The sequence below is a fragment of the Novosphingobium clariflavum genome, assembly GCF_026420865.1.
GTDB lineage: Bacteria > Pseudomonadota > Alphaproteobacteria > Sphingomonadales > Sphingomonadaceae > Novosphingobium > Novosphingobium clariflavum.
Window position 1 is genome coordinate 1 of the sequence record NZ_JAPCWC010000032.1, and the last position, 26,977, is coordinate 26,977.

Here is a 26,977-nt window from a genome sequence, read left to right on the forward strand (position 1 = left end):
GTCACGTATTTCGCGGCCTGCATGATGCCGGAATTTTTGCGGACGAACGCACGTTCCGACTATTCGACGATGCCATCTACATGTTCCACATGCCTGCCTTCTTCCTCATTTCGGGCCTTCTTTTCCGAACAAGGGAATGGTCATCATTTGCCAGTAGATCGGCGTGGAATATCGTCCTGCCGTACTTCCTTTGGGGCGCGGTGGTTATTTCACTGCAAATCGCGCTCAGTTCAGCCGCAAATGCCGATGCCACATGGGGCAACCTGTTGTGGCTTCCGATAAAGCCTTACTCGATCTTCTGGTTCTTATATGCGCTCCTATTGATCCAAATTGTCGCGCAACTGGTTCTGCCATATAAGCATGGCGCATGGCTGCTGCTGGGTTTCGGCGTCGTAGCGGCCCTCGCGGAGCAAAGCGTTCTGCCGAAGGGTCTTGGTGCTTTAAATTCTGCAAGTACCTTCCTTGTGTACTTCGCCATCGGGCACATCCTCAGCAAGGCAGCGAAAACGAATCAAGGAAGTGCTTGGGGCGCAACCGCTTCGCTTATCGCTTTTGTGTGCATCGATCTCACAGCTATAGCTCTGGAAGTGCCGGTGGAAGGGCTGGCAGGTCGCTGCATCGGCCTGGTTCTTGCCATGTTGTTCGTGGGAATATTCATCTTCACCCCACAACTGCGAGCCTGGAGAGCTTTCCGTAAAATCGGCGAAGATACGATTGCCATTTACTGCTTGCACACGATCTTCACGGCCGGCACGCGCGTAGTGCTGGTCAAGGCCGGAGTATCGTCACTTCCATTGCACGTAATGGCAGCCTTTGCGGCCGGATTGATTGGACCATTGGTCGCTTTCGAAATCGCTCGACGAATGGGTATCACGAAATACCTTGGATTTGGCGCGACGCCGGTGGCGCGAAAATCTGGCGAAACTACCACTTCGACCATCGTAGAGCCTGCAGTCGTTACAAGTCCGTCCTCGCAGATCGGTGGCGATTGACCTCACATCGAATGAAGAGTTGAAATCTCAGCCCGCATTTGGACAGCGCCCCCACCAAATGCAGCCCCGCGAAACCCGCTGAACCTCTTGCCATGGTCTCACCATGGCGAATTCCGCAGACCTTGAACGCCGATCGGGCGAACTCCTTCAGGACGGTGTCGTGGCCTCCGTGGACTACGAGGCCGCGACCTGCACCATTGAACTGGGCGACCTTGTCACTGGCGATCTGCCGTGGTTCGCCCCGCGCGCCGGCGGCGTCACCGTCTGGTCGCCGCCTGTCCCCGGCGAGCAATGCACGGTCCTGTGCCCCGAAGGCGATATCGACAATGGCCGGGTGCTGCTTGGCCTCTGGTCCGATGCGAACCCGCCGCCCTCTTCCGATCCTGACCTTGTCGTAATCGCGTTCCCCGATGGCGCGAGGATGGGCTATCACCACGGTGCCCATGCGCTGGCCGTCACGCTCCCCGGCGGCGGCACCGCGACGATCGACGCGCCCGGCGGCACCGTCTGGAATGGGCCAGTCACCTTCAACGACGATGTTACCGTCAACGCCAAGGTCACGGCATCCGAAGATGTTGTCGGCGGCGGCATCAGCCTCAAGAGCCACAAGCATTCCGCCGTAGCTGCCGGCACCGCGCAGAGCGGAGCGCCCGTGCCATGACCGGCATGTCCCGCACCAGTGGCGAAGCGCTGGACGATGACCTGCCGCAGTCGGTTGGCGACATTCTCGGCACGCCGATCGGCTCCCGAGTTGGCCTGCGCGACTATGGCTCGCTGATCCCCGAACTGGTCGACCTGCCCATGACGCGGTCCAACATCCTGCGGATCTACGCGGCCTCGGCCGTGGCCCTGTCCCGCTGGGAAGATCGCCTGCAGCTGCAGAAGGTCAGCCTTGCCGCCGGCGCCGAAGCCGGTTCGGCCATCCTGACGCTCGACGGCGTGCGTACCGACACCGGCGCCGCCAACTCCCGCACCCGCCTCGTCCTGCCCCTCTAGCCTCAACCTCTCAGGAGCCCGCAATGGCCTTCAAACACGGCATCACCATTACCGAGATCAGCGACGGCGCCCGCACGCTGACCGCCGTTTCCACTTCCATCATCGGCCTTGTCGCCACCGCCGAGGATGCGGACGCCGCCACCTTCCCCCTCGATCGCCCGGCGCTGATCACCGATATCGAAACCGCGATCGGCAAGGCCGGCACGGACGGCACACTGGCCAAGGCCCTGCGCGCCATTGCCGACCAGACCCGGCCGGTGCTGGTCGTAGTCCGCGTGGCCGAAGGGGACGACGCGGCCGAGACCGCCAGCAACGTGATCGGCACCACCACCGCCGATGGCCAGAAGACCGGCATGCAAGCCCTGCTGGCCGCGCAGGCGCAGCTGGGCGTCAAGCCGAAGATCCTCGGCACGCCCGGCCTTGAGACGCAGGCCGTCACCACCGCGCTTGCCGTCGTGGCCAAGAAGCTGCGCGGGTTCGCCTATGCCCGCGCGCTGGGCGAGACTGTGGTGGAGGCCACCGCCTACCGCGCGAACTTCAGCGCCCGCGAACTCATGCTGCTGATGCCGGACTTCCTCGCCTGGGACACGGACACCAGCGCCAACGTCACTAGCTATGCCGCCGCCCGCGCCATGGGCCTGCGCGCCCTGATCGACACCCAGACCGGCCCGCACAAGACGCTGTCGAACGTCGCCGTTGAAGGCGTGGTCGGGATCACCAAGGACATTCACTGGGATATCGAAGACCAGTCGAGCGAGGCGGGCGTGCTGAACGCCTCGCAAGTCACCGCCCTGATCCGCACCGACAGCGGCTATCGCTTCTGGGGCAACCGCACCGCCGCCGAGGCGGAAAGCCAGTTCGTCTTCGAAAGCACCACGCGCGTTGCGCAGCTGATCGCCGAAACCATCGTCGCCGGCATGCTCTGGGCCATCGACAAGCCGCTGACGCCGGCGCTGGCCAAGGACATCATCGAAACGGTGAACGGCTTCGGCCGCCAGCTGAAAACGCAGGGCATCCTGCTGGGCTTCAACGCCTGGTACGACGAGGCGAACAACAGCACCGACAGCCTCAAGGCCGGCAAGCTGCGGATCGACTACGATTACACCGTGCCGCCGCCGCTCGAAGACCTCGGCTTCAACCAGCGCATCACGGACAGCTACTTCGCCGATTTCTCGGCCCAGCTGACCGAGGCCTGATCCCCGGCCGCCACCACCCTTTCCCGCCTCTCGATCACAGGAGCCCGCCATGGGTATGCCCCGCGTCCTCAAGGACAAGATGCTGTTTAACGAAGGCCTCGCCTACCTTGGCGAGTGCAAGTCGCTCACCCTGCCCGTTCTCACCCGCAAGATGGAGGACTGGAAGGTCGGCGGTGGCACGCTGAAAATGGACATGGGCCAGGAAGCCATGTCGATGACCCACACTTACGGCGGCCCCATGCGCGATATCCTGCGCCAGTACGGCGTCACCACGGTGGACGGCACTTATCTGCGCTTCGCCGGCAACTACCAGCAGGAAGACACCGCCAGCCTGGACACGATCGAGGTGATCGTGCGCGGCCGCCATTCGGAAATCGACATGGGCGATGCCGAGGATGGCGAAGCGGGCGAATTCAAGGTCGTGACCGAGGTCGCCTACTACAAGCTGGTCTGGAACGGCCGGACCGAACTGGAGATCGACCCGCTCAACATGATCTTCGTGGTCGACGGCGTGGACCTCATGGCCGCGCGCCGCGCCGCCCTCGGCCTCTTCTGATCCCTCTGGCCCGGCCGTGCGCCGGGCCGCCCTTCCCTTTCCCCTGACCACTGGAGATTCCAATGACCAAGACCAACCCCGCTCCCGCGCCGGCCGCGCCCGTGTTCCGCACCGTCACCCTCGACACGCCGATCGTGCGCCCCACTGGCGACGTTGCCACCATCCAGCTGCGCAAGCCCCGCTCGGGCGAACTGCGCAGCCTCTCGCTGGTCGATCTCGGGCAGCTGAAGGTGGACGCGCTGATCAAGCTGATCCCGCGTATCTCCGTGCCCACCCTGTCCGAGCCCGAAGTCGCGAACATGGAAACGGCGGACCTGCTCGCCTGCGGTGCGGAGATCGGCGGTTTTTTGCTGCAGAAGTCGCAGCGCACGGATGCCCTCGATCGGTAGACGACGCGATGGCGGACATAGCAGTCATCTTCCACTGGCCGCCCGCCTCCATGGACGAAATGGACCTGTCCGAACTCATGGGCTGGCGCGCCAGGGCCGCCCGCCGATCCCAACCTGCTGAGACACCCGGAAAGCGATAATGGCGGACAAGAACCTTCGGCTGCAGGTCATCCTTGAGGGGCTGGACCGGATCACCACGCCCCTCAAGTCCATCACCGGCGCGTCGTCCGCCGCGCGCCGGGATCTTGCCAGGACGGGCGAGGAACTGCAGCGGCTCGATGCCCTGCAAAAGCAGGTCGGCAGCTACAAGGCCAAGGAATCGCGCTTCGGCGACGATACCCGCGCCTACCAGCAGGCAACCCAGCGCATGGCCGAACTGCGCACCCAGCTGCAGGCGACCGAAAACCCGACGAAAAAGCTGAGCAAGGAATTTGCGCAGGCCGAACGGCAGGCCGCAGCGCTGGCCGCCAAGCTGGATGCCGGCGGCGCCGAACTGCAGCAGCTGGCCTCGAAACTGTCGGCCGCCGGCATCGACGTGGCCCAGCTGGCCAGCCATGAAAGCCGCCTGGCCGACAAGACGGCCGAGGCGAACCGCGCCCTGCGCCAGCAGACCGCCCAGCTGGACAAGGTCAATCAGGCGAAGCGCAATTCGGACAAGCTGAACGAAGTGAGCGCGAAGGCCTCTGGCGCTGGCCTCGGCATGGTCGCCGCCGGCGCCGCGATGGGCGTGCCCGTGGTCAACGCCGCCAAACAGGCCATGAGCCTCGAAAGCGCCATGGCGGACGTCTCCAAGGTCACCAACATGACCGGGCCGCAGATTGCCCAGATGTCTGACGATTTCCTCGACATGAGCGAGAAGATCCCGATGGCCGCCAGCGAACTGGCCACCATCGCCGCTGCCGCCGGCGCCGCCGGTGTCGGCATGGACAAGTTCGGCAATGCCCTGCCAGACCAGCGCAAGCAGCTGGAAGAGTTCACCAACGACGCGGCCGAAATGGGCGTGGCCTTCGACATGACGGCCGACGTCGCCGGCGAGACGATGGCAAAGTGGCGCACCGCGTTCGAACTGCCCCAGGAGGGCGTCCGCTCGCTGGGCGACAAGGTCAACGCGCTCACCAATACCTTTGGCGGCAAGGCGGCCAACGTCACCGATATCATCACCCGCATCGGCCCGCTGGGCAAAGTGGCCGGCCTTGCCGCGCCGCAGATCGCCGCACTGGGCTCCACGCTCGATTCCATCGGCGTGCCCAGCGAGGTTGCCGCCACCGGCATCAAGAACACGATGCTGGCGCTGACCAAGGGCGAAGCGGCGACCAAGAGCCAGCAGAAGGCTTTCGAAGCACTGGGGCTTCAGGCGACCGACGTCGGCAAGCGCATGCAGAAGGATGCCGCCGGCGCGATCGTCGATGTGATGGAACGGATCGGCAAGCTGAGCCCGGATCAGCAGTCCGGGATCCTCACCCAGCTGTTCGGCTCGGAAAGCGTCGCCGCCATCGCCCCGATGCTCACCAACCTTGATGGCCTGCGCCAGCGCCTCGCGCTGGTCGGCGATGCCAGCAAGACCGCCGGTTCCATGCATGGCGAGTTCCTCAACCGCATCGCCACCACCGAGGGCGCAACCGGACTGGCGGCCAACGCCGTCAATGGGCTGAACATCAAGTTGGGGCAGGCTCTCCTGCCCACTGTCGTGGCTATCTCCCGGAAGGTGTCCGCCGCCGCCGGCGCCGTGCGTGGCTGGGCACAGCAGTATCCCACGGTTGCCAAGGGCATCATGCTGTTTCTCGGCGTGGGCTCGGGCTTGCTCATTGTGCTGGGCGGCCTTGCCCTGGCATTTGCAGCGGTCACCGCCGCCGCCGCGCCGCTGGCCACATTGATGGGCATTACGGTGGGCGTTCTGCTGGGGTGGGTCGTCGCGATCGTGGCCGCCATCGCCGCCGTCGCGGCAGCTGCGTATCTTATCTATTCGAACTGGGACGCCATCGCCGCATGGTTCGGCAGTCTGTGGGAAGGCATCAAGAACGCCGTCAGCAGCGTCTTTTCCTTCTTGGTAGAGGCCTTCCTAAACTTCACGCCCCTCGGCCTGCTGATGCAGGCCTTCGCGCCGGCCCTCGGCTACCTGCGCTCGCTCAACTTCACCGAGATCGGCCGGAACCTGATCCAAGGCCTGATCAATGGCGTCACCGGCATGCTGGGCGCGCTCAAGAACACGATCGTCAGCACGGCAAGCGCGGTGTCGGACTGGTTCAAATCGAAGCTGGGCATTCACTCGCCCTCGCGCGTGTTCGCGGATCTGGGCGGCTTCGTCATGGCCGGGCTCGATCAGGGCCTTGCGAACAACACCGGCGGGCCGCTGCGGCGCATCACTGACCTGTCGGGCCAGATGACGCAGGCCCTTGCCGTCGGCGCCGGCGGCGTTGCCCTCGCAGCGGCGAGCCCCGCCGCCGCCCAAGGCGCTGGATCCGGCGGCGCCATGCCCGCGCAGGTCAACCACTACACCATCAAGATCGAAGTCACCGGCGGCGCGCCGGCGCAGGATATTGCCGATCAGGTCCGCAAGGCGATCGAGGATATCGAGCGCGAGAAGCGCGGGCGCGGCTTCGGTGACGACGAATAAGGATCGCCATCATGCACCTGATCGCCCTCGGCATGTTCCTGTTCGAGATCGGCACGCTCGCCCACGACGAACTCCAGCGCAAGACGGACTGGCGCCACGCCCGCGCCGGCCGCATCGGCGCGCGCGACGCCACGCAGTTCATCGGCCCCGGAGACGAAACCGTCAGCATGTCGGGATCAGTCTATGCCGAGATCGCGGACGGCCGCGTCTCGCTGGACGATCTGCGCACCATGGGCAACGCCGGTGATGCGCTGCCACTGGTCAGCGGCAACGGCACCGTGTTCGGCAACTACGTCATCACCGCGCTGGACGAGCGCCACGCGGCCTTCCTGCCCGATGGCACGCCGCTGCGCATCGACTTCGCGATTGACCTCCTGCGCGTGGACGATCCGGCCGATGCCAAGAACACGGATGCCTCTGCATGAGTGCGGCGGCCAACAACATCGCCGATTGGCGCGTGACGCTCGATGGCGTGGATCTGTCCGACCGGATGCGCCCGCGCCTTGTCTCGCTCTCCCTGTCCGAGAAGCGCGGCGACGAGGCCGACCAGCTGGACATCGTGCTGACCGACACGGACGGCCTGCTGGCCATCCCGCCAGAGGGCGCCGTGCTGAAACTCCAGCTAGGCTGGAAACAGGGCAAGGACGTCACCGTGGGCCTGATCGACAAGGGCAGCTTCAAGGTGGATGACGTTGGCCACAGCGGCCCGCCCGACCAGATCACGATCAAGGCCCGCGCGGCCGACTTCACCAGCGAGATCCGCAACCGCCGCGCGCATAGCTGGAAGGATACCACGCTGGGCGCCGTGCTGCGCGATGTGGCCGGGCGCAACGGCCTCACCGCGCGGATCTCGCCGGCGCTCGCCGCGATTGCGCTGCCCTCGATCAGCCAGAGCCGGGAAAGCGACATCGCCCTCCTGCGCCGCCTCGGCCGTGAGAATGACGCGGTGGCCACGATCAAGGACAAACACCTGATCTTCGCCCCCAAGGGTGCCGGCCAGACCAGCGGCGGGCAGAGCCTGCCCGCGCTCACCATCACCCGCCGCAGTGGCGACGGCCACCGATGGCAGCGCCAGAAGCGCGACGGTCAGCAAGGCGTCACCGCCCAGTGGCACGATCGCAAGGGTGCAAAGCGCAAGACGTTCACCGCCGGCACCGCAGACGGCGCGAAGAAGCTGCGCAAGGTCTACCCCGACGAAGCCTCGGCCCGCCGTGCCGCCACGGCTGAGAACGCCCGCCTGAAACGCGCGCCCGCCACCTTCGACATCCGCCTGGCGCTGGGCCGCCCCGATGCCTCCCCCGAAGCCCGCGTCACCGTCGCCGGATACAAGCGGGAGATCGACGGGACGACCTGGCTGATTTCCGAGGTAACGCACCGGGTGGATACCTCCGGCGGCTTCACCACGGACTTGCGGATGGAGATGGCGCCTTAACCGCAGTGGAATTGAGAAATGCGTCAATCTTCCCAAATCTCGTCTGGATAAAACGGCGGATCGTCATCGATCGGCGCGTCGCCCGATTCGCCGTCCTCTGCAAGCATGGCGCCGGTGAGATGCGGTTCGCGGCCATCGAAACTAACGCGCACCCACGCACCGAAAGCAGCGCGTCGCTGAAAGACCGCACGAACAAGGTCTCCGCTAAACTGCGCGCCAAACTGCCGCGCGCGATCGGCGCTGATGTAACCAAGCTGGACGTCCCGGCAGGAATACACCGCCACGGCATGGGGATCGTGCGGGTTTTGCCGCTCGGGAACCAGCGTCAGCGGCTCGCCAGGGTGGCACAGCAGGATCTCGAACTGGCGGTTGGAACCGTCCGCATTCGGATGCGCGACACCCACGACCGCGAAGGACATCTCAGGAATCGAAGTCATGGCAGATGGTCAGGTGCGGCGAAAAACACCAGCAACGCGGCCGATCACGGACACTTCCCCATCGGCAGCGACCTCGGGCGGCACTTGGGGGTTATCGGCCATCAACTTGTACTTCCCATCCGGCATCACCCGAACGCGCTTGATGGTGCCTAGGCCGCCGTAATTCAGCGCCCAGATCCCTTCCTGCCGGTCGATTACACGCTGCGATCGGTCGATCATCACGATGTCGCGGTCGTTGATCGTGGGATACATGCTATCGCCGTGCGGCTTGACGATCGAAAGATGAGCCGCTGCGGAATGCGTAAAATTGCGCACCCAATCTTCCGGGATCCAGCGATCAACGCGCTCCATCACATTTTCGTCGAGGAAGCCGAGGCCCATGCCGATTGAAAGGTCGATTTCCTCGACCTTGATGAGCCCCATTTGCGCGGCAATCTCTGCCGGCGTCGGCGGGATAAATGCATCTTCTGCAGGGTCGTCAATCTCACCAGTCAAGTACGCAGCAGAGGTCCGCAGAACGCGGGCGATTTTGTGCAGATGGCTCGAGCCGGCGGACAAGCCGGTAACGATTTTCCCAATGGTGGCCTGGGAGACGCCGACTTCACGCGCCAGCGACGACTGGGAATATCCCAGCAACTTCATGCGCTCGGCAACACGGTCAGGCTTAATCATACGGCGACCCTACAACGTTGGTAATAAATCGAAACGAGAGAATTATTATTGACGCAGCTATTCCAATGGTTGTAGTCGGTGGTCATGACGCAGGACGTTACCCCTTTCGAGGCACTGCAAAAGGCCCTCAGCATCGCTGGCGGTCAGTCGGCAACGGCTAGAATTTGCAACGTTTCTCAGACCGCCGTGTGGAAATGGCTCCAGAGCGGAAAGCGGCTTCCCGCCGAGCATGTGCTGCCTATGTCCGCAGCGACGGGTGTTCCCCCGCACCAGCTTCGCCCAGACATTTATCCGCTGTCCCTCATGATCGAAGACCCCAACTACACCGAAGAGTGTAACCCCCTTCTAATCAAGCAGTCAGTCCCTGTCGTTTGCGATCCAACTGCCAAAGCGCAACGCACGGACGGTGCGGAATGACCAAGGTCCGTGCCCCGCTTTCCTTTTCTATCGCCGTCATGACCGTGGTCGATCTGATCGGTTGGACGGACGCCGCTGCGATTGCGCGTCGCGCCGTCCGCACCATTCGCCATTGGAGTGAAAGCGACAAGAAAGGCTCCCCCACGCTCGATCAGGCAATTGCGCTGGATCGCGCCTTCATTCTTGCCGGTGGCGGCTATGCCCCGATCCTCGAAAGCTATGCTCGCCAGATCGAGGTCATCACCGGCGAACCCTGCCGCGATTCTCTGGCCCAAGATCTTGCTTTGGCCACGCGCGAAGCGGGCGACGCATTCAGCCACTGTGTTCAGGCGCTGCTGCCGGGCGCCACGCCCGCGCAAATCCACCGCGCCATTGCCGAGACCGAGGAAGCAGACGCGATTTTCCCGCGCCTTATCGGCCGTTTGAAAGCACTTCTGCCCGGCAATGGGGCCGGGCGCGAAGCTACGGGGGTTAATCAGTAATGTCGGGTCGTCCTGCCCAATTGCCACACGTCACCTGTCCGGCATGCGGAGGCCGCGCCTTCGCCCGCTCCACAGGCAAGAGCAGCCCGCTCTACCGCGAGGTCTACTACCACTGCCGCAACCCGGATGCCTGCGGGCACCAGTTCGTGGTCAGCATGGAAGCGATCCGCTCCACCAGGCCTAGCCGGTTCCCGGCTCCGCTCCACGTCCTGCCCCAAACCAAGTGGCACGCTGCCGCCAACGACCGCGCGGACAACGACAACAGCCCGCCGCCCGAACCGGGGGCCAGCGCCGCTGGCTCCTGATCTGACCGCCTGACGGCCTGATCCAACCCACTACTGCCCGATTGCCCGGCTCGATTCCGGGAACGCCCCCGCTTTGCCTTTTTCCGCCCTCTTCGGAGCCCACCCCATGCCTTTCGCCCATTCGATCAGCGTCGGCGCGACAGCGCGCCGCACGCCCCGCCAGACCTACACCTTGCCGGCGTCAATCATCGCCTACCGTGATCTGTGGCGCGCGGCCCCGGCAGACGTCCGGGAAGAGTTCATTGCCGCCTTCATCGCGATTCCCACGATCGTCGCCATCTTCGCGGCCCTCTGGTCGATGGGGCCAGCATGAGCGCGCCGGGATCCGCATTCTACATCGGCCAGCCCGTAGTCATCTCGGTCGAACGCTGGACGCCCAATGGCTGGCGCGCAGGCACCGAAACGGGCGTCGTCCTCACCCCCAGCGTCATGCGCGCCCACTGCCGTGGCTTCGTGGAAGTCTGGCGGGACAGCGGCGCGCTCCCTGAAATCGAAGCCTTCCCCCGCGCGTCCGTCACGCCGGCCTGATCCTCACGAAAGTCACGATTCCACCATGCAAATGCGCGACGACATTCGCAAAGCCCTGCTGCCCAAGCTGCGGGACGACTTCGGCTTCAAACCAAAGGCCGGCGCCACCTATCTGCAGAAGGGCAAGTGTCCCGACTGCGGCAACAAGGAAGTCTACACCCACGCCGAAAGCCCTTGGGTTCTGAAATGCAGCCGCGCCAACAACTGCCGCTGGGAAGCGTCGGTGCGCGACCTCTATCCCGAGATTTTCGATACGTGGTCGAACCGCTTCAAGGCCACGCCGCAGAACCCGAACGCAGCGGCCGATGCCTATCTGAGCGATGCCCGCGGCCTCAACCTCATGGGCATGCGCGGTGCCTATTCGCAGGAGTATTTCCGCGACGAAGGCCGCAAGATCGGCTCTGCCACCGTGCGCTTCCCGCTGCCGGGCGGCAGCTGGTGGGAACGCATTATCGACCAGCCCGGCCGCTTCGATCGCAAGGCCCGCTTCGCCTACGGCAAGTCCTACAAGGGGCAGGCATGGCACCGGCCCGATGTGTCGATGGAAGACTTCGCGAACGCCCGCAGCATCTGGTTTGCCGAAGGCATCTTCAATGCCTGGGCTCTTGAACAGGCGGGCCAGCGCGCGGCTTCGACCATGTCGAGCAACAACTATCCGTCCGAGTTCCTCAAGCAGCTGCGCACCCATATCGCCGCCTCGGACTCCCCGTTCCGGCGCCCGCAGATTGTCTTCGCCTTCGACGTCGGCCCCGCCGGCACCAAGGCCTCCCGCGACTATGTCGAGAAGGCCAAGGACGAAGGCTGGGACGCTACCGCCGCGCAGCCGATGGGCGAGGAAGAATCCGGCAAAGAACTGGACTGGAACGACCTGCTCGGTTTCGACCGTCTCGGTGAATCGCTCCGCGCCGAATACCTGTGGAACGGCCAAGTCCTGCTCGCCAAGACGGCGCAGGAAAAAGCCTATCTCATTTGGGAAAAGCACCGCTGGAACAGTTTCCACTTCACCTTCGGAAGCCGGACCTACTGGTGTTCGATCGACATTTCCGTCGTTCAGGAAAAGATCGACGAATATCGCCGGGGCCGCACCCGCGAACTCAAGGAAATCGACCAAGAGGAAGAGGCCAAGATCCGGCAGGAAGCCTCGCGCGAGGCGCTGGCCGTCGAGGAAATCGCCAACTGCGCGTTCCGCGTCCTGTATCGCCAGCGCGACGAGGCGACAGACGAAACCAAGTTCTATCTCAACATCAGCTACCCCAGCAGCAAGCGTCCTTCCGTCAAGGGGGACTTCACCGCCGCCCAGCTGCGCAAGGCATCGAATTTCGAGGATCGCCTGTTCGCCTTCGGCGGTGTGTGGACCGGCAACGCGCACCAGCTGACCCGCATCCTGCAGCAACAGACGCCCGATCTGCCCGACGTCCGCCCGCTCGGCTTCACCGGCTATTGCCGCGATGCGCAGGCCTATGTCTTCGGCCCGATCGCGGTGTCGAACGGTCGCGTCTACAAGCCGAACGAGAACGAGTTTTTCCAGATCGGCAAGCAGGCGCTCAAGCTGGGCACCTCGGAAAAGCTGCTGGATATCGACTATGACGCCGACCAGCTGGACGTCAGCTGGCTCCCCGACCTGTGGACCGCCTATGGCGCCAAGGGCATCGTCTGCCTGACCTTCTACTTCGCCTCCCTATTCGCCGAACAGGTGCGTGCGGAGATGAAGAGCTTTCCGTTCCTCGAAATGCACGGTCTGCCCGGCACCGGCAAAACCACGCTGGTCGAATTCCTCTGGAAGCTGCTGGGCCGCGAAAACTACGAAGGCTTTGACCCTGCCAAGGCCACCCCGGCCGCCATGGCACGCAACCTCGGCAAGGTGGGCAACCTGCCCGTCGTTCTGATCGAGGGCGACCGCCGCGAAGAAGCCAGCCACTCCAAGAAGTTCGAGTGGGAGGAACTCAAGACCGCCTACAACGGCCGGACCGTGCGCGCACGCGGCGTCAAGAACGGCGGCATGGAGACGTTCGAGCCTCCGTTTCGCGGCGCGATCATCATCGAGCAGAACGAGCCGGTCAACGCGAGCCGCGCGGTGCTGGAACGTATCATGTCGCTCGGCTTCGACATGTCAGGCTGGTCGCCGGCGACAAAGGTCGCGGCCGAGAAGCTGGAGCAATGGCCGATCGAGGACATCTCAGGCTTCATCGTTCACGCGGCCCGGCGCGAAGCGGAAGTCATGAACCGCTACCGGCAGGCATTCGCTCAGTACGAAGATGAACTGCTAGCGCTGCCGGCGATCCGCACCAACCGTCTTGCAAAGACGCACGGCCAGTTGCTCGCTTTCCTTGACGCAATCCGTGCGATCGTCCCCCTGTCGGACGAGCAGCAGGCCGAAACCGCCCGCTTCATCGTGCAAATGGCCACCGATCGCCAGCTTGCCGTCAACAGCGAAGACCCTGTCGTCAGCTTGTTCTGGGAGCGGTTCGACTACCTCGAAGAAAACGAGGATCCCGCCACCACATCCGGCCACATCAACCATCACCGCAAGCACGAAGAAGGCATGATCGCCATCCGCTTGAACGAGATGGAGAGCCGGTGCGCGGACAAGCGCCTGGAACTGCCCACCCACGCGGAACTGATCCGCGCGCTCAAGACCTCCAAGGCCCGCCGTTTCATCGAACAGGGCATGGTCAACTCCCGAAACGAGGGCGTCTCCGGCGTCCGCTGCTGGATCTTCCACGATCCGTCCCGCGCCCTCTCCCGCAAAGCCTGAAATCGAAAGGAAGAACATGCGTAGCGTGCCCTCTCTTACGTCGATGCTGGACGATCCCATGGCCCAGCGCTCGATCCTCACCGCCTCCGTTCTGCCGTGGGACTATGTCCGCATGCGCCGGAAAGCCGCCGGCCTTTCGATTGCGGACGCGGCCCGGCCCTACTGGCACCATGCGGAACACCGCGCAGACGTCGAACGAAACTTCCGCACCTTGGAAACCGTGGGCTTCCGCGTGAAGCAGCACTTCTTCGTGCTCGACATGTCGCGGTCCTACCGCCTGAACATCACGGTCTATCGCCAGCTTTGCGATGATCGCCCGGACCAGCACCCCCGGCTCTGCCTTGCCTGCGGTTGGGACGAATGGACCGACCAGCTGGACTGGCACGACAACGCCGTGACGTGGTCCGCCCACGATCCGGAAATCTGCACCCTCTGCGAACACGGCCGCCGGACGAAATTCACGCCCCGGCCCGCAGCCCATCACCCCGATACCATGCCCCACGGCGCCCACCAGATCGCCGCTTGAGAAAGGAAACCACTGTGTCCGAAGCGAACACCAGCACCGAAGACCGCCTGCGTCAGTATATCGAGCGCGTCGAACGCCTTGAGGAAGAAAAGAAGGGCATCAGCGACGATATCCGCGACGTCTACAGCGAGGCGAAAGCGGTTGGTTTCGACGTCCCGGCCATGAAGCTCATCGTCAAGATGCGCAAAATGCAGCCCGATCACCGCCGCGAAATGGAGATGATCACCGACACCTACAAAACCGCGCTGGGGCTGGACTGACCATGGCCCGCCGCACCGCCAACGCCGTCCATCCCATCGGCTGCACTTGCCGGGCCTGCACGCCTCGCCAATGCCGCACCGGCCGGACCGACCTCGCCATCCGGGGCGCCACCCGCGCCCTGCTCCTGATCGCAGCCGTTATTGCGATCCCGTTCATCATCGCGCATGCTCTCGCAGCCGCCAAAGGAGACAACAGATGACTATTCATGCGCCCGAGCGCCTGCTGAAAATCAGCGAGGTCATGGCGCGTACGTCCCTGTCTCGCTCGCACATTTACGCCCTTATCAAGACCGGCGATTTCCCGGCCCAGCGCAAGCTGGGCCACAAATGCTCTCGCTGGGTAGAGACTGAAATCGACGCTTGGACGCGCGGCATCGCCGCATAAACCATCAGCGACCGGGTCGCCCCGGCCCGGTCGCAGCAAACCGCATTGGCTGGCCGATATGGATTGCCGGCGGCCACATGTCCGCGAGCAAAATGTTCGCCCAATCCTCCGCGATTTCCCGCCGGCGCGGCATGTAAGCGGCGCGGTTATAAGCGCCTTCAACGTCATTTTCCGGCACATGGGCAAGCATCAGGTCGATGATGGCCCGATCGGGCGACGCCGTCTTGTGCCCGGCCGAGCGCCAGACGCGTTCACAGCGCTCATTCATGATCGTCGAAAACGCGGATCGGAAGCCGTGCGGCACATGCCGCTGATAGTACCCGGCGCGAATCAGCAAGGCTCGAAGCGTGTTCTCGCTCATTTGCCGATGGGCATGTCTGTCGGACGGGAACACAAGTTCCAGATCGCCAGTCAGCGGCTTCATCGCCCGCAGCACATCGACCGCCTGTGGAGCGAGAGGCACCAAATGATCGCCTTCCTCGTCTTCCTTCCTTTCCAGATCCCCTTTCATCCGGTGCGCCGGAATCCGCCACAGCGGCTCCGCGCCATCCAGATCTTCGAACTCGTACCAGCGCGCGCCATTAATCTCGTTTGACCGCACCGCCGTCAGGGCAAGGAACCGCATCGCCAGTTTCGTCTGTGCCCGGCACCGTTCCGCGTCACAGTCGACAAGCATCTGCCGCAGCGCGTGGAGATCCGTGATCGCCGGCTGTCGCTTCGCCTTCTTCTTCTTGGGCAGTGCCACCGCAAGGCTCGCGGCAGGATCCTTCGTCGCTAGGTTCTTCGCGATACCATAGACGAAGATGCCGCTGATCCGCTGGCGCACGCGGTGCGCCGTCTCCACGGCGCCGCGATCGACGATCTTTTCCAGCAGCGCGAGGACGGCCGGTGCCTCAATATCCGCGATCGGCGTCTTCCCCAAAGCCGGGAACACGTCATTCTCCAGGCTTTCGAGAACGTCCTTGGTATGGACCTTTGACCACTGCTTGGCCTGCAGCGCATGCCATGCCTTGCCAACGTCCTCGAACGTCGGCCGTGTGTCAGCCGGCGCGGCGCCGCGTTCGAACAGGTCTGTAGGCTTCGGCTCGATCCCTTTCGCCAGCATCGTCTTGGCAACGTCGCGGGCCGCACGGGCATCCTTCAGCGAAATCGCCGGATAGATGCCGATCGTCAGGGTCTTTTGCGCAGGCTTGCCTTGAGCGTTGCGGCCGAACTGATAGTTCATTCGCCAGACCCGGCCGCCGACAGCGGAAACATGCATGTACAGCTGCTCGCCATCGGACAGCTTGTAAGCCTTCCCGGTCGCTTTCGCTCCGCGAACCTTGGTCTCGCTCAGCGTGCCCATACCATATTCCCCGAATCGCATACCATAGATCGAACCATATGGCAGAGCCGATGCATGAGAACAAACAGGGACAATTGCGGACGCATGAGCCACGCAGACGCGACGAAAGCCCCGGAAATCAGGCACTTACGAAGTTATGAGGAAAGGTAAATGGCGGAGCGGGAGGGATTCGAACCCTCGATACGCTTTTGACGTATACTCACTTTCCAGGCGAGCGCCTTCGACCACTCGGCCACCGCTCCGCATGCACTGGAGACGCGCGCCCTAGCGTGCGCGAAAGGCTTTCGCAAGCGTTCGTGGCATGCCATCACACAAGAATGCGCAAAATCCTTTTGGCCTCCGTGCTTTCCGCCTGTTTGACCGCCTTCATTCCCGCAGCGGAGGCCGCCCCGCCCCCCGCTGCGCCGCAGACGCCCGCCGACATCGTCGCCAAGGCCCCTGCCGCCGAGTGGAAGAGAATCGCACCGTCCGACCTGCTGATCATGGACCTTGCCGCCGATGCCGCCGGACACACGCGCCGGGTGGTGATCCAGCTGATGCCGGCGCCCTTCTCGCAAGGCTGGGTGGGCAATATCCGCAAGCTGGTCGCCGCACGCTGGTACGACGGCATCGCGGTCGTGCGCGTTCAGGACAACTACGTCGTCCAGTGGGGCGATCCCGATGGCGAGACGCCGGGGAAAGCCAAGCCGCTTCCCAAGGGCCTGGCGCCAGTTCCGCAGAGTGAATACGTCGCCCCTGCCAGGGGACTGCCGAAAGACGCAAGCGGCGGCGGCGATGCATACGCCCCTCGCAATGGCTTCTCGGCAGGATGGCCGATCGCCGGCGACGAACAGGCATCGTGGCCCATCCACTGCTATGGCATGGTCGGCGTGGGCCGCAACATGGCGCCCGATACCGGCACCGGCGCCGAGCTCTACGTCGTCAACGGGCAGGCGCCGCGCCAGCTCGACCGCAATGTCGCGCTCGTGGGCCGGGTGATCTCGGGCATGGAGCACCTCTCCGCGCTGCCGCGCGGCACTGGCGACATGGGCTTCTACAAGACCGCGCAGGAGCGTGTGCCGATCCTCTCGGTGCGCATGGGCAATGAAGTGCCCGGCCTGCCCGGCTACGAATACCTCTCGACCGAGAGCCAGAGCTTCGCCGCCTATGCCGACAAGCGCGCCAACCGGAAGGACGATTTCTATATCCAGCCGGCCGGCGGCGTGGACGTCTGCAACGTTCCGGTGCCGATCCGGGAGGTCATGTGAGCGGCGAGATCGGCGGCGAGCAGCTGACCTACACCGGCACGCTCTGGCGCTGGACCGGCGGGGCGAACGGCGGCACCTGGCACTTCCTCACCATCGGCGGCGAGGCGGGCGAGGCACTGTCCGGCACCGCGCTGATGCGCAAGCTGGAGGGCGTCTCGCGCGGGTTCGGCTCGCTCAAGGTCAAGGCGCGGATCGGCGACAGCACCTTTGTCACCTCGGTCTTCCCCAGCAAGTCCGACGGCGGCTGGCTGCTGCCGGTCAAGGCCAGCGTGCGCAAGGCCGAGCGAGTGGGCGAAGGCGACGAAGTCACCGTCGCCCTCTCCTACTAAGGCTCGCTCCTCAGAGTCTTTGGGCCTCGGCCACGGCCTCGCTGGCGCGCAGGGCGCCGACGATGCGGGTAAGGTGCGCAAGGTCGCCCACTTCGAGATCCACCTCGTAGGTGCCGAAAGGCTCGTCGCGCTGGACCATCTGCAGGTTGGTGACGTTGGCCCGGTTCGAGGCGAGGATCTGCGTCACTTCCGCCAGCGTACCCGGGCGGTTGTAGAGCACCAGTTGCAGGCGGCCGACCGCACCGGTGGTGCGTTCGCCCCACGAAAGGTCGAGCCAGTCGGCATCGACGCCGTTGGCCAGCGTCAGACAGTCGATCGTGTGGACTTCCACCTTGTGGTCGGGACGGCGCAGGCCGACGATGCGGTCGCCCGGAACCGGGTGACAGCAATCGGCGAGCTCGAAGCCCATGCCCGGAGTCAGCCCCCGGATCGAAATGGCGCGTTCGGTGTGGGTCCATTCCGGCTCGTCGCCCAGATCGGCGGTGCTGCCCGGGACCAGCGCTTCCATCACCTGCCGGTCGGTCAGCCGCGCTGAACCGATCGCAAACATGAAGTCTTCCTCGTCGCGCATGTCGAGGCGCTGGATCGCCGCGTCGATCGCCTTCTTGCCGATGCGGCCGGGCAGGCGCCCGGCGATCTCGTCGAGCAGCTTGGCGCCGATCTCGGCGACTTCGGCGCGCTCCTTGGCGCGCACCGCGCGGCGGATCGAGGCCCGCGCCTTGCCGGTGACGACAAAGCCCAGCCAGGACAGCTGCGGTTCGGAATTGGGGGTCTTGATGATCTCCACCACGTCGCCGTTGGCCAGCCGCGTGCGCAGCGGCATGTGGCGTCCGTTGATCTTCACGCCCACCGTCGCGTTGCCGAGATTGGTGTGCACGGCATAGGCAAAGTCCACCGCCGTCGAGCCCTTGGGCAGCTGGAACAGCGCGCCCTTGGGGGTGAAGGCGAAGATGCGATCCTGGTAGATCGCCATCTTGGTGTTCTCGAGCAGTTCCTCGGCGTCGTGGCTGGCATCGACGATCTCGATCAGGTCGCGCAGCCAGCCCACCTGCCCGTCGGGGCGGGCACCGCCCTGCTTGTAGGCCCAGTGCGCGGCGAGGCCGAATTCGTTGGTGCTGTGCATCTCGCGCGTGCGGATCTGCACTTCCATGCGCATCGAACGCTCGAAGATCAGCGCGGTATGGAGCGACTGGTAGCCGTTCGACTTGGGCGTCGAGATATAGTCCTTGAAACGCCCCGGGATCATCTGCCAGGCGGTGTGCAGCACGCCGAGCGCCTTGTAGCATTCCTCGACATTGTCGGTGAGCACGCGGAAGGCCATGATGTCGGTGATCTGCTCGAAGGTCACATGACGTTCGGCCATCTTGCGCCAGATCGAGTAGGGGTGCTTCTCGCGGCCCGAGACCTCCACGTTGAGCCCGGCCTCGGCCAGCACCTGCTTGATCGACAGCGCGATCGCATCGACCTGCCCGCCTTCCTGGCTGCGGATCTGGGCGAGGCGGCCGGTGATCGTGGCATACCCTTCGGGCTCCAGTTGCTCGAAGGCGAGCATCTGCATCTCGCGCATGTATTCGTACATGCCCACGCGCTCGGCCAGCGGCGCGTAGATATCCATGGTCTCGCGGGCGATCCGGCGGCGCTTGTCCTCCTTCTTGATATAGTGGAGGGTACGCATGTTGTGCAGGCGGTCGGCCAGCTTGACCAGCAGCACGCGCAAGTCCTCGCTCATCGCGAGCAGGAACTTGCGCAGGTTTTCGGCCGCACGCTCGTTCTCGGTCATCACCTCGATCTTGGAGAGCTTGGTGACGCCGTCGACCAGCCGGGCGACATCGGGCCCGAACAGCTTCTCGATCTCCTCGATCGTCGCCAGCGTGTCTTCCACGGTATCGTGGAGCAGCGCGGTGATGATCGTCTGCTGGTCGAGCTTCAGTTCGGTCATCAGCCCCGCGACTTCGACCGGGTGGCTGAAATAGGGGTCGCCCGAGGCGCGTTTCTGGGTTCCGTGTTTCTGTACGGTGTAGACGTAAGCACGGTTGAGCAAGGCTTCATCAGCCTGGGGCGCGTATTCCTTGACGCGTTCGACGAGTTCGTATTGGCGCAGCATTTCCCGGCCAGCATGTCAGGATTTTTCGCAGCGCGACAAGAGGGCATGGCAGCAAGTGCAATATTTGCACGCACGCCCCTCCCGCCGGACGAGACCGCGCGCGGCCGATACGCCGCAATCGTTTACACAGGGGGTTTCTCCATAACCCGTTTAAATGCGCGGGAAGACGGTGCGGGCAGGATCGTCCTGGCCTTGCAAAGCGCCCCGTTCTTCGGCGGGTGCGGTCGGTACCCGCAAGGCGGGAGGCGCACGGACATGGGAAGCAATCTCGACATGGCGATCTACGCATCGATACTGGGCATGAGCGACCGGGAGATCGCCGAGGCCGCGCTGCTCCCGCAAGCCGCCCCGGCTCCGCTCCCAGCCCCAACCCCGCCCCTGCCCCCGCGCCGGGCCCGCGAACCACGCCTGAGGACACTGATCCGCGCCACCGTCGTCGTCACCCCCGATCCGGCGGCGGACCTCCATGCACGCCATCCGGCCGTGGCGCGCGGCGAAGACGGCCGATCGCTCCACGGGGCCATGCCCGGGCAATTTCACGAGGGCATGCTGACCCTCGTGCGCAATGTCTCGGAGCACGGCATGTGCCTGGTCATGCGCGGCAATGCGCCCCATCGCGGCGAAAGCCTCTGCGTCTATCTGCCCGACGGCCAGGCGCTGCGCGGCGAGGTCCGCTGGAACGAGCGGCGGGCCTGCGGGGTGGAACTGTCCGAAATTCTCGATGTCCCCACCCTGGTGGCAACGACCCAGCGGCGGCACGATCCCGTCTGTGCAGCGCTCGACGAACGCTTCGACATGAGCTTGCGGCCGCCGCCGTTCGAACCGGCACCGATGCGTTTCTGCTGACACAGGGGCACTTTGCCCCGAAGCGCCGCTTTCAGAGGATTCCGGCGTTCCCCACCACCCAGCAGGCCAGTGCCATCACCAGGCCAAGGTCGCGGTTGGAACGGAAACGGGCCAGCGCATTGTCGCCGTCCGCGGTGTCGAGCGTAACGACCTGGAACGCCAGATGCAGCGCCACCGGCACGAGCCCGACCATCGCCACCCAGTCATGGCGCAGCATCCAGAACGCCAGCGCCCAGAACGCCACGGCAATCGTGTAGAACCCCGCCACGCCGCCGCGCACATGCGTCCCCATGCGCAAGGCGGAAGAACGGATGCCGACCAGCGCGTCGTCCTCGCGATCCTGAATCGCATAGATCGTGTCATAACCGATGCACCAGGCGATCGCCCCGGCATAGAGCGCCGCCAGCACTTCGAGATGATCGCTGCGGATCTCCACCCAGCCGACCAGCGCCCCCCAGGTGAAGACCATGCCGAGCCAGGCCTGCGGCCACCAGGTGATCCGCTTCATGAAGGGATAGGCCGCCACCAGCGCCACGCTGCCCAGCGAGACCAGCTGCGCCATCGGGCGCAGTTGCACCAGCACCACCAGCCCCACCGCGCAGAGCGCCAGCAGCCAGACCCATGCCGCCCTGGGGCTGACCATGCCGCTGGCGATCGGCCGCTGGGCCGTGCGCGCAACCTTGCGGTCGAGATCGGCGTCGACGATGTCGTTATAGACGCAGCCCGCACCGCGCATCGCGATGGAGCCGGCCAGCAGCCACAGGATCAGGCCCCAGCGGGCTTCCCCGCCCGCCAGCAGCACGCCCCAGGCACAAGGCCAGAACAGCAGCCACCAGCCGATCGGCCGGTCGAAGCGCGCCAGCATCGCGAAGGCGCGCGGCAGCGGCGGCAGGGCTGAAACAAGGCCGCGATGTTCGGTATCCGGGACGAGAAGAGAGTCGCTCACGCGATGCGGGCTACTCCATAAGCACCGCGCTGTCATGCAAGAACGTGACAATTACACACGGAGCGACGTTGCGCCCGGCAGGCGAACGCGCAACAAGGGCACCTCGTCGCTTCCAGGGGAACCAAACGAAGATGCGCAAAACCAAGGTCGCCGTTTCCACCGCACTTGCCGCCAGTGCCCTGCTGCTTGCCGCCGCGCCGGCATGCGCCGCCGATGACGTGCCGGTCACCCCGGCAGGCAAGGAAGCGCTCGCCATCCTCAAGGAAGCGATCGAGACGCCCACCGTCGCCGGGCGCGGGCAAGTGCCGAAGCTGGCTGCCAGCCTCAAGGCGCGCCTTGTCGCCTCGGGCTTTGCCGAAGGCGACGTGACCTTCACGCCGCTGGGCGAGACCGGCTACTTCACCGCCCGCTATCCCGGCCGCGACCGCAAGGCCAAGCCCCTGGTGGTGATCGCCCATATGGACGTGGTGGAGGCCAAGCCCTCCGACTGGGAGCGCGATCCGTTCAAGGCCATCATCGAGAACGGCTACGTCTTCGGCCGCGGCGCGCGCGACAACAAGGGCGACCTGTCGATGATCGTGGCCGCCGTGATGGAACTGAAGCGCGCCGGCTGGGTGCCCGGGCGCGACATCGTCATCGGCTTCTCGGGCGACGAGGAAACCCGGATGGCCACCACCAAGGCCATGGCCGATGCGCTGTCCAATGCCGCGCTGGTGCTCAACGGTGATTCCGGTGGCGGCGAACTCGATACCGGCGGCAAGCCCTTCGTCTACTCGATCCAGGCGGGCGAGAAGACTTATGCCGACTACACGCTCTCGCTCACCGATCCCGGCGGCCATTCCAGCCGCCCCGGCGCCACCAACCCGATCGCGGCGATGGGCGCGGCGGCCGACAAGATCTGGACCTACAAGTTCCCGGTACAATTGAGCCCGCTGACCAAGGCCTACCTCGAAGGATCGGCCAAAGTCGCCCCCGCCGACGTGGCGCCTGCCATGCGCGCTTTTGCCGCCGATCCGGGCGATGCCGCCGCCGCCGCGACGCTCTCGGCCAGGCGCGAGTATGTCGGCGTCATCCGCACCACCTGCGTGCCGACGATGATCAAGGGCGGCCATGCCCCGAACGCGCTGCCGCAATCGGTGGAGGCCAACATCAATTGCCGCATCTTCCCGGGCACGACCCGCGCCTCGGTGCAGGCGACGCTGGCCGGGGTGATCGGCGACCCGGCGATCAAGATCGCCTTCAAGGACAACGGCACGCTCGAATCCATCGAATCGCCGCTGCGTCCTGATGTGCTGGCCGCGGTCGAAAAGGCCGTTCATGAACGCGCGCCGGGCCTCGCCCCGGGTCTCGCCATCGTGCCGGGCATGAGCGCGGGCGCCACCGATTCGATGCATTTCCGCGCCAAGGGCATCCCCGCCTTCGGCGTTTCCGCCAGCTTCATGCGGGCCGAGGACAGCTTTTCCCACGGTTTGAACGAGCGTCTGCCGCTCGCGACGCTTGATCCCGGCGTCAAGCAGTGGGAATCGCTGCTCAAGTCGCTCGCGAAATAACACGTCGCCGGCCAAGGAAGGAACGAAGTTCAAGATGGGTGCCACCCCCGCCTGGCCGCCGCGTTCGGCGCCGCGCCTCTTCGTGAGCGGTCCGCTCGCCCAAGGCCAGACCGTCACCATCGAGGGCGGTCAGGCGCACTATCTGGCCAAGGTCATGCGCGTCGCCCCCGGCGACGCGGTGATCCTGTGCGACGACAAGACCGGCGAATGGGCCGGCGAAGTGACCTTGGCGGGCAAGCGCGACGTCGTGCTGACATTGCGCGACCGCCTGCGCGAGCGCGAGGCGGTGCCCGACTTCTGGCTCTGCGCCGCGCTGCTGAAAAAGCCGAACTTCGACCTGGTACTGGAAAAAGCCACCGAACTGGGCGTGGCGAGGATCCAGCCGATGGTCACCCGCCGCTGCGTGGCCGACAAGCTCAATGCCGAGCGCGCGCTCACCATCGTCACCGAAGCCGCCGAACAGTGCGCCCGAACCGCCCTGCCGCACGTGGCCGAGCCGAAAAGACTCGAAGCCCTGCTGCGCGACTGGCCCGAAGACCGCGCACTGTTCTTCGCCGACGAGACCGGCGGCGACCCTGCCGCCGCGCAGTTCGCCGCGCACAAGGGCCCGGCAGCGCTGCTGGTGGGGCCGGAAGGCGGCTTCGACGAAGAGGAACGCGCCATGGTCCGCGCCCATCCGATGGCCCGCGCGATCACGCTCGGCCCGCGTATCCTGCGCGGCGAGACCGCCAGCATCGGGGCGAGCGCGTTGTGGATGGCGATCGCCGGCGACTGGTGAGCTGCAATCCCGCTCAAAACGCCCGAAAACCTTGCCTCCCGCGCAAAAGAAACCGAGCGGTACAAAAAGTTCTAGCGTCCGGCCCGAAGGCGCACTACCTCCGCGCCCATGAGCACCCGTGAGGTTTCGGATCGCGACGATCCGATCGTCGAAAGCCTGGATCAACTCGCCGCGCCGATGGCCGCGGGCGAAAAGCCGCGCGAGGCGTGGCGGATCGGGACCGAGCACGAGAAATTCGTTTACGACACCCAGGATCACCATGCCCCCTCCTACGGCGAGCAGGGCGGCATCCGCGATCTGCTGAACGCGCTGACCCAGTTCGGCTGGGAGCCGATCATCGAGGGGGACAACGTCATTGCCATGAAGGGCAGCGACGGCACCGTCAGCCTGGAACCGGCAGGCCAACTCGAACTGTCCGGGGCGCCGCTCGAAACCCTGCACCAGACTTGCGCCGAAACCGGCCGCCACCTCGCCCAGGTCAAGACCATCGGCGATCACATCGGCAAGGCCTTCCTCGGCCTCGGCATGTGGCCCGACAAGACCCGCGCCGAATTGCCGATCATGCCCAAGGGCCGCTACGACATCATGCTGCGCCACATGCCGCGCGTGGGCACGATGGGCCTCGACATGATGCTGCGCACCTGCACCATCCAGGTCAACCTCGACTATTCGAGCGAGGCGGACATGGTGAAGAAGTTCCGCACCAGCCTTGCCCTGCAACCGCTGGCGACCGCGCTGTTCGCGAACTCCCCCTTCACCGAGGGCAAGCCCAACGGCTTCCTCTCGTACCGCAGCCACATCTGGTCGGACACCGATCCCGCGCGCACCGGCATGCTGCCCTTCGTGTTCGAGGATGGCTTCGGCTACGAACGTTATGTCGACTACATGCTCGACGTGCCGATGTACTTCGTGTTCCGCGAGGGCAAGTACATCGACGCCGCCGGCCTGTCCTTCCGCGACTTCCTGAAGGGTGAGCTTTCGGTGCTCCCCGGCGAGAAGCCACGCCTCTCGGACTGGCAGGACCACCTTTCCACCGCCTTCCCCGAAGTGCGCCTCAAGTCCTTCCTCGAGATGCGCGGCGCCGACGGCGGTCCGTGGGGCCGCATATGCGCCCTGCCGGCGTTCTGGGTCGGCCTGCTCTATGACCAGACCGCGCTCGACGCGGCGTGGGACCTGGTCAAGGACTGGGACATGGAAGGCCGCGAAGTGCTGCGCAATGCGGTGCCGAAACTGGCGCTGGACGCGCCCTTGCCCGGCGGCGGCACGCTGCGCGATATTGCCGGCGAAGTGCTGAACATCTCGCGTTCGGGCCTCGCCGCGCGCGCGCGCCTCAATGCAGGCGGCGACAACGAGACCGGCTATCTGGAACCGCTGGCCGAGATCGTCGCCTCCGGCAAGGTCCCGGCGCAGCGCCTGCTCGACCTCTACAATGGCGAATGGGGCGGCGATCTGTCGAAGATCTACGCGCTGAAGAGCTTCTGAGGATGACAGCGAGCGGGTGAGGCGCCCCCTCCCCGCTCGGGATGCCCCGGAGACAGGGGCGCGCGTCAGTGCTCACTCCGCCGCCTGTGGCACCCGCGGCCGCAGCTTTTCGCCCAGCCTCGCAAGCGTCCGGGTGATCAGCGCGTTCTGCTCCATCCAGGCGTGATAGGCGCGGTACTTGGCGTCTTCGGCCAGCAGGTGCGCCTCCTCGGTCCGCGCCCTCCAGTAGTAGATCGCGCTCACCAGTCCCAGCAGCACGGTGTTGCGCACCATGTCCGTCAGCGCATGGCTGGTCACCAGGAACGGCAGCGTCGAGAGCCACCAGAACAGGTTCTTGGACAAGTAGGCCGGATGCCGGGTGAAGCGGTAGGGACCGTTGGTCACCACGCCGCGATAGGTGAGGTTGGAAAAGCGCAGGCCGAACGCGAACGTCGCCCAGGCATAAAGCGCGGTCAGCGTGACCAGCAGCCCCGCCCATGCCCAGAGCAGCGCCGGATGCCCCTGCATCCAGTAGGCCCAGCCCGGCGTGTTCACCTCGTAGCCCAGCACGTCCGAGCGCCCCATCATGCCCCACACGAAGGGCGGATAGCACAGCAAGGCCGCCAGCCAGCCGGCCAGCAGCGGATTGCCGCTGCGGATATGCGCATCGAGCGGACGGAAGGTGAAGATGTAGCCGACCGTGCCGATCTGCACGTCGACCAGGAACAGCGCCGCGATCACCGTCGATCCCAGCAGCACCGGATTGCCGGTCATGGCGGAAAAGTCGGCACTGACCACTTGCGCAAAGCCGCCGGGCAGGATCGAGATCATGAACGCCCCGAAAAACGCCTTGATCGCCCAGGCCCGGCCATGGCGCCTGACCTGCTCCCCGTCCCAGGCCTCGCGGCCGATCAGCATCGCCCCGAAGTGCCAGGCGCCGTCGCGCGGCTCGATCAGGTAGCGGTCCAGCCAGAACACATAAGGGATCGAGAGCAGCAGGAGCGGCACCGCCGCCGCGCCGATCACTTCCATCGCGAAAAGATAGGCTCCGTCCCAGTACCAGCGGCCGATGCAGTAATAGCCCGCGATCAGGGCCCAGGTCGCCCAGAGCCCGGCCAGCTTGGTGATCGAGACATCCGCCGTCTCGGCAACCGGCCGCTTGCGGCTCCAGTCGATCGCGGTGGAGGGGCGAAGGTGCACCTTGTCGACCAGCAGCGACCACAGGCTCATCGCGGTGCCGGTGAACAGCAGCGTGGCCACGGCCGCATAAGGCCCGCTCATCGGCGCGTGGGGACCGGGCAGCGACAAGGCATCGGCGATGCCCGCCCACTGGCGGCAGACGAGGAGCCAGACGGCCAGCGCCGCGAGGCCGACAAGGCCGACGCCCGCGGATACGTCGCTGGGCGGTCTGGAAGCTGCGGTGTTCATC

Annotated in this window: 32 protein-coding genes and 1 tRNA gene; 26 read left to right on the plus strand and 7 right to left on the minus strand. The window is 65.1% G+C overall.

The annotated features are described in order from the left end of the window. The 10 genes from OKA11_RS21555 to OKA11_RS21600 form a co-directional block, all read left to right on the plus strand. Positions 1–992: acyltransferase family protein (locus tag OKA11_RS21555; RefSeq protein ID WP_267224161.1), on the plus strand; the 992-nt coding region annotated here is incomplete at its 5' end. Between the two features lie 103 nt (positions 993–1,095). Next, positions 1,096–1,653: a phage baseplate assembly protein V gene (locus tag OKA11_RS21560; RefSeq protein ID WP_267224163.1), complete on the plus strand. Its 558-nt coding sequence runs from the start codon at positions 1,096–1,098 to the stop codon at positions 1,651–1,653. Next, on the plus strand, positions 1,650–1,988 hold the full coding sequence (locus OKA11_RS21565; protein ID WP_267224165.1) for a GPW/gp25 family protein: 339 nt from the start codon (positions 1,650–1,652) through the stop codon (positions 1,986–1,988). Before OKA11_RS21560 ends, OKA11_RS21565 begins: the two co-directional genes overlap by 4 nt. Before the next feature lie 23 nt (positions 1,989–2,011). After that, entirely contained in the window at positions 2,012–3,184 is a 1,173-nt protein-coding gene (locus OKA11_RS21570) for a phage tail sheath subtilisin-like domain-containing protein (protein ID WP_267224167.1), read from the plus strand. Between the two features lie 49 nt (positions 3,185–3,233). Next, positions 3,234–3,740: a phage major tail tube protein gene (locus OKA11_RS21575; RefSeq protein WP_267224169.1), complete on the plus strand. Its 507-nt coding sequence runs from the start codon at positions 3,234–3,236 to the stop codon at positions 3,738–3,740. Between the two features lie 62 nt (positions 3,741–3,802). Then, positions 3,803–4,129 carry a phage tail assembly protein gene (locus OKA11_RS21580; protein ID WP_267224171.1) on the plus strand — a complete coding sequence of 109 codons (327 nt, stop codon included), beginning with the start codon at positions 3,803–3,805 and terminating at the stop codon, positions 4,127–4,129. A gap of 8 nt (positions 4,130–4,137) precedes the next feature. Next, positions 4,138–4,269 carry a GpE family phage tail protein gene (locus OKA11_RS21585; protein WP_207078853.1) on the plus strand — a complete coding sequence of 44 codons (132 nt, stop codon included), beginning with the start codon at positions 4,138–4,140 and terminating at the stop codon, positions 4,267–4,269. Beyond that, the gene (locus OKA11_RS21590) at positions 4,269–6,743 is read left to right on the plus strand and encodes a phage tail tape measure protein (RefSeq protein ID WP_267224174.1); all 2,475 of its coding nucleotides are present in this window, start codon (positions 4,269–4,271) and stop codon (positions 6,741–6,743) included. Before OKA11_RS21585 ends, OKA11_RS21590 begins: the two co-directional genes overlap by 1 nt. 11 nt (positions 6,744–6,754) lie before the next feature. Continuing rightward, positions 6,755–7,168, plus strand: coding sequence for a phage tail protein (locus tag OKA11_RS21595; protein ID WP_267224176.1), 414 nt, complete (start codon positions 6,755–6,757; stop codon positions 7,166–7,168). Beyond that, positions 7,165–8,175 carry a contractile injection system protein, VgrG/Pvc8 family gene (locus OKA11_RS21600; protein WP_267224178.1) on the plus strand — a complete coding sequence of 337 codons (1,011 nt, stop codon included), beginning with the start codon at positions 7,165–7,167 and terminating at the stop codon, positions 8,173–8,175. Before OKA11_RS21595 ends, OKA11_RS21600 begins: the two co-directional genes overlap by 4 nt. A 23-nt stretch (positions 8,176–8,198) precedes the next feature. On the opposite strand, the gene OKA11_RS21605 is transcribed toward OKA11_RS21600, so the two are convergent. Then, on the minus strand, positions 8,199–8,612 hold the full coding sequence (locus OKA11_RS21605; protein ID WP_267224180.1) for an HIRAN domain-containing protein: 414 nt from the start codon (positions 8,610–8,612) through the stop codon (positions 8,199–8,201). Positions 8,613–8,621: 9 nt separating this feature from the next. After that, on the minus strand, positions 8,622–9,284 hold the full coding sequence (locus OKA11_RS21610; RefSeq protein WP_267224182.1) for an XRE family transcriptional regulator: 663 nt from the start codon (positions 9,282–9,284) through the stop codon (positions 8,622–8,624). An 84-nt stretch (positions 9,285–9,368) separates the two neighbouring features. Between OKA11_RS21610 and OKA11_RS21615 the strand changes: the two genes are divergently transcribed. From OKA11_RS21615 to OKA11_RS21660, 10 genes are all read left to right on the plus strand, one after another. After that, complete coding sequence (locus tag OKA11_RS21615) at positions 9,369–9,701, plus strand: transcriptional regulator (RefSeq protein ID WP_267224183.1); 333 nt, start codon at positions 9,369–9,371, stop codon at positions 9,699–9,701. Further along, on the plus strand, positions 9,698–10,183 hold the full coding sequence (locus OKA11_RS21620) for a hypothetical protein (RefSeq protein WP_267224184.1): 486 nt from the start codon (positions 9,698–9,700) through the stop codon (positions 10,181–10,183). Before OKA11_RS21615 ends, OKA11_RS21620 begins: the two co-directional genes overlap by 4 nt. Then, positions 10,183–10,488 carry an ogr/Delta-like zinc finger family protein gene (locus OKA11_RS21625; RefSeq protein WP_267224186.1) on the plus strand — a complete coding sequence of 102 codons (306 nt, stop codon included), beginning with the start codon at positions 10,183–10,185 and terminating at the stop codon, positions 10,486–10,488. Before OKA11_RS21620 ends, OKA11_RS21625 begins: the two co-directional genes overlap by 1 nt. 106 nt (positions 10,489–10,594) lie before the next feature. Next, a complete protein-coding gene (locus OKA11_RS21630) occupies positions 10,595–10,801 on the plus strand; it encodes a hypothetical protein (RefSeq protein ID WP_267224189.1) in 207 nt (68 codons plus the stop codon). After that, positions 10,798–11,016, plus strand: a complete 219-nt coding sequence (locus OKA11_RS21635) for a hypothetical protein (protein ID WP_267224191.1) — start codon at positions 10,798–10,800, stop codon at positions 11,014–11,016. Before OKA11_RS21630 ends, OKA11_RS21635 begins: the two co-directional genes overlap by 4 nt. A 25-nt stretch (positions 11,017–11,041) precedes the next feature. Then, complete coding sequence (locus OKA11_RS21640; RefSeq protein ID WP_267224193.1) at positions 11,042–13,771, plus strand: toprim domain-containing protein; 2,730 nt, start codon at positions 11,042–11,044, stop codon at positions 13,769–13,771. A 16-nt stretch (positions 13,772–13,787) separates the two neighbouring features. Then, complete coding sequence (locus OKA11_RS21645) at positions 13,788–14,297, plus strand: hypothetical protein (RefSeq protein WP_242526027.1); 510 nt, start codon at positions 13,788–13,790, stop codon at positions 14,295–14,297. Between the two features lie 14 nt (positions 14,298–14,311). Then, positions 14,312–14,557, plus strand: a complete 246-nt coding sequence (locus tag OKA11_RS21650) for a DUF2312 domain-containing protein (protein ID WP_267224196.1) — start codon at positions 14,312–14,314, stop codon at positions 14,555–14,557. A gap of 2 nt (positions 14,558–14,559) precedes the next feature. After that, positions 14,560–14,757 carry a hypothetical protein gene (locus tag OKA11_RS21655; protein ID WP_207077895.1) on the plus strand — a complete coding sequence of 66 codons (198 nt, stop codon included), beginning with the start codon at positions 14,560–14,562 and terminating at the stop codon, positions 14,755–14,757. After that, positions 14,754–14,942: a helix-turn-helix transcriptional regulator gene (locus OKA11_RS21660; protein ID WP_207077894.1), complete on the plus strand. Its 189-nt coding sequence runs from the start codon at positions 14,754–14,756 to the stop codon at positions 14,940–14,942. The genes OKA11_RS21655 and OKA11_RS21660 overlap by 4 nt, the downstream gene beginning before the upstream one ends. 4 nt (positions 14,943–14,946) lie before the next feature. Here the strand turns inward: OKA11_RS21660 and OKA11_RS21665 are convergent, their stop codons facing one another. Together OKA11_RS21665 and OKA11_RS21670 are read right to left on the minus strand one after the other, a co-directional pair. Further along, positions 14,947–16,287: a tyrosine-type recombinase/integrase gene (locus OKA11_RS21665; RefSeq protein WP_267224199.1), complete on the minus strand. Its 1,341-nt coding sequence runs from the start codon at positions 16,285–16,287 to the stop codon at positions 14,947–14,949. A 151-nt stretch (positions 16,288–16,438) separates the two neighbouring features. Next, positions 16,439–16,529 (minus strand) — tRNA-Ser (locus tag OKA11_RS21670). A gap of 75 nt (positions 16,530–16,604) precedes the next feature. Here OKA11_RS21670 and OKA11_RS21675 point away from each other — a divergent pair. Beyond that, entirely contained in the window at positions 16,605–17,534 is a 930-nt protein-coding gene (locus tag OKA11_RS21675; protein WP_267224201.1) for a peptidylprolyl isomerase, read from the plus strand. After that, positions 17,531–17,863, plus strand: a complete 333-nt coding sequence (locus OKA11_RS21680) for a DUF1905 domain-containing protein (protein WP_267224203.1) — start codon at positions 17,531–17,533, stop codon at positions 17,861–17,863. The genes OKA11_RS21675 and OKA11_RS21680 overlap by 4 nt, the downstream gene beginning before the upstream one ends. A 10-nt stretch (positions 17,864–17,873) precedes the next feature. Here OKA11_RS21680 and OKA11_RS21685 read toward each other — a convergent pair whose 3' ends face one another. Next, the gene (locus OKA11_RS21685; RefSeq protein WP_142635659.1) at positions 17,874–19,967 is read right to left on the minus strand and encodes a RelA/SpoT family protein; all 2,094 of its coding nucleotides are present in this window, start codon (positions 19,965–19,967) and stop codon (positions 17,874–17,876) included. A 255-nt stretch (positions 19,968–20,222) separates the two neighbouring features. On the opposite strand from OKA11_RS21685, the gene OKA11_RS21690 reads away from it, so the two are divergent. Beyond that, the gene (locus OKA11_RS21690) at positions 20,223–20,813 is read left to right on the plus strand and encodes a hypothetical protein (protein WP_267224205.1); all 591 of its coding nucleotides are present in this window, start codon (positions 20,223–20,225) and stop codon (positions 20,811–20,813) included. Positions 20,814–20,844: 31 nt separating this feature from the next. On the opposite strand, the gene ubiA is transcribed toward OKA11_RS21690, so the two are convergent. Continuing rightward, the gene (gene ubiA / locus OKA11_RS21695) at positions 20,845–21,795 is read right to left on the minus strand and encodes a 4-hydroxybenzoate octaprenyltransferase (protein ID WP_379489446.1); all 951 of its coding nucleotides are present in this window, start codon (positions 21,793–21,795) and stop codon (positions 20,845–20,847) included. A 95-nt stretch (positions 21,796–21,890) separates the two neighbouring features. Between ubiA and OKA11_RS21700 the strand changes: the two genes are divergently transcribed. From OKA11_RS21700 to OKA11_RS21710, 3 genes are all read left to right on the plus strand, one after another. Further along, positions 21,891–23,309 carry a M20/M25/M40 family metallo-hydrolase gene (locus OKA11_RS21700; protein ID WP_267224209.1) on the plus strand — a complete coding sequence of 473 codons (1,419 nt, stop codon included), beginning with the start codon at positions 21,891–21,893 and terminating at the stop codon, positions 23,307–23,309. Between the two features lie 34 nt (positions 23,310–23,343). Beyond that, entirely contained in the window at positions 23,344–24,087 is a 744-nt protein-coding gene (locus OKA11_RS21705; protein ID WP_267224211.1) for a 16S rRNA (uracil(1498)-N(3))-methyltransferase, read from the plus strand. A gap of 108 nt (positions 24,088–24,195) precedes the next feature. Beyond that, entirely contained in the window at positions 24,196–25,569 is a 1,374-nt protein-coding gene (locus OKA11_RS21710; RefSeq protein WP_267224214.1) for a glutamate--cysteine ligase, read from the plus strand. Between the two features lie 72 nt (positions 25,570–25,641). Here the strand turns inward: OKA11_RS21710 and OKA11_RS21715 are convergent, their stop codons facing one another. Then, the gene (locus OKA11_RS21715) at positions 25,642–26,976 is read right to left on the minus strand and encodes a methyltransferase family protein (protein WP_267224216.1); all 1,335 of its coding nucleotides are present in this window, start codon (positions 26,974–26,976) and stop codon (positions 25,642–25,644) included. Position 26,977 lies beyond the last annotated feature (1 nt).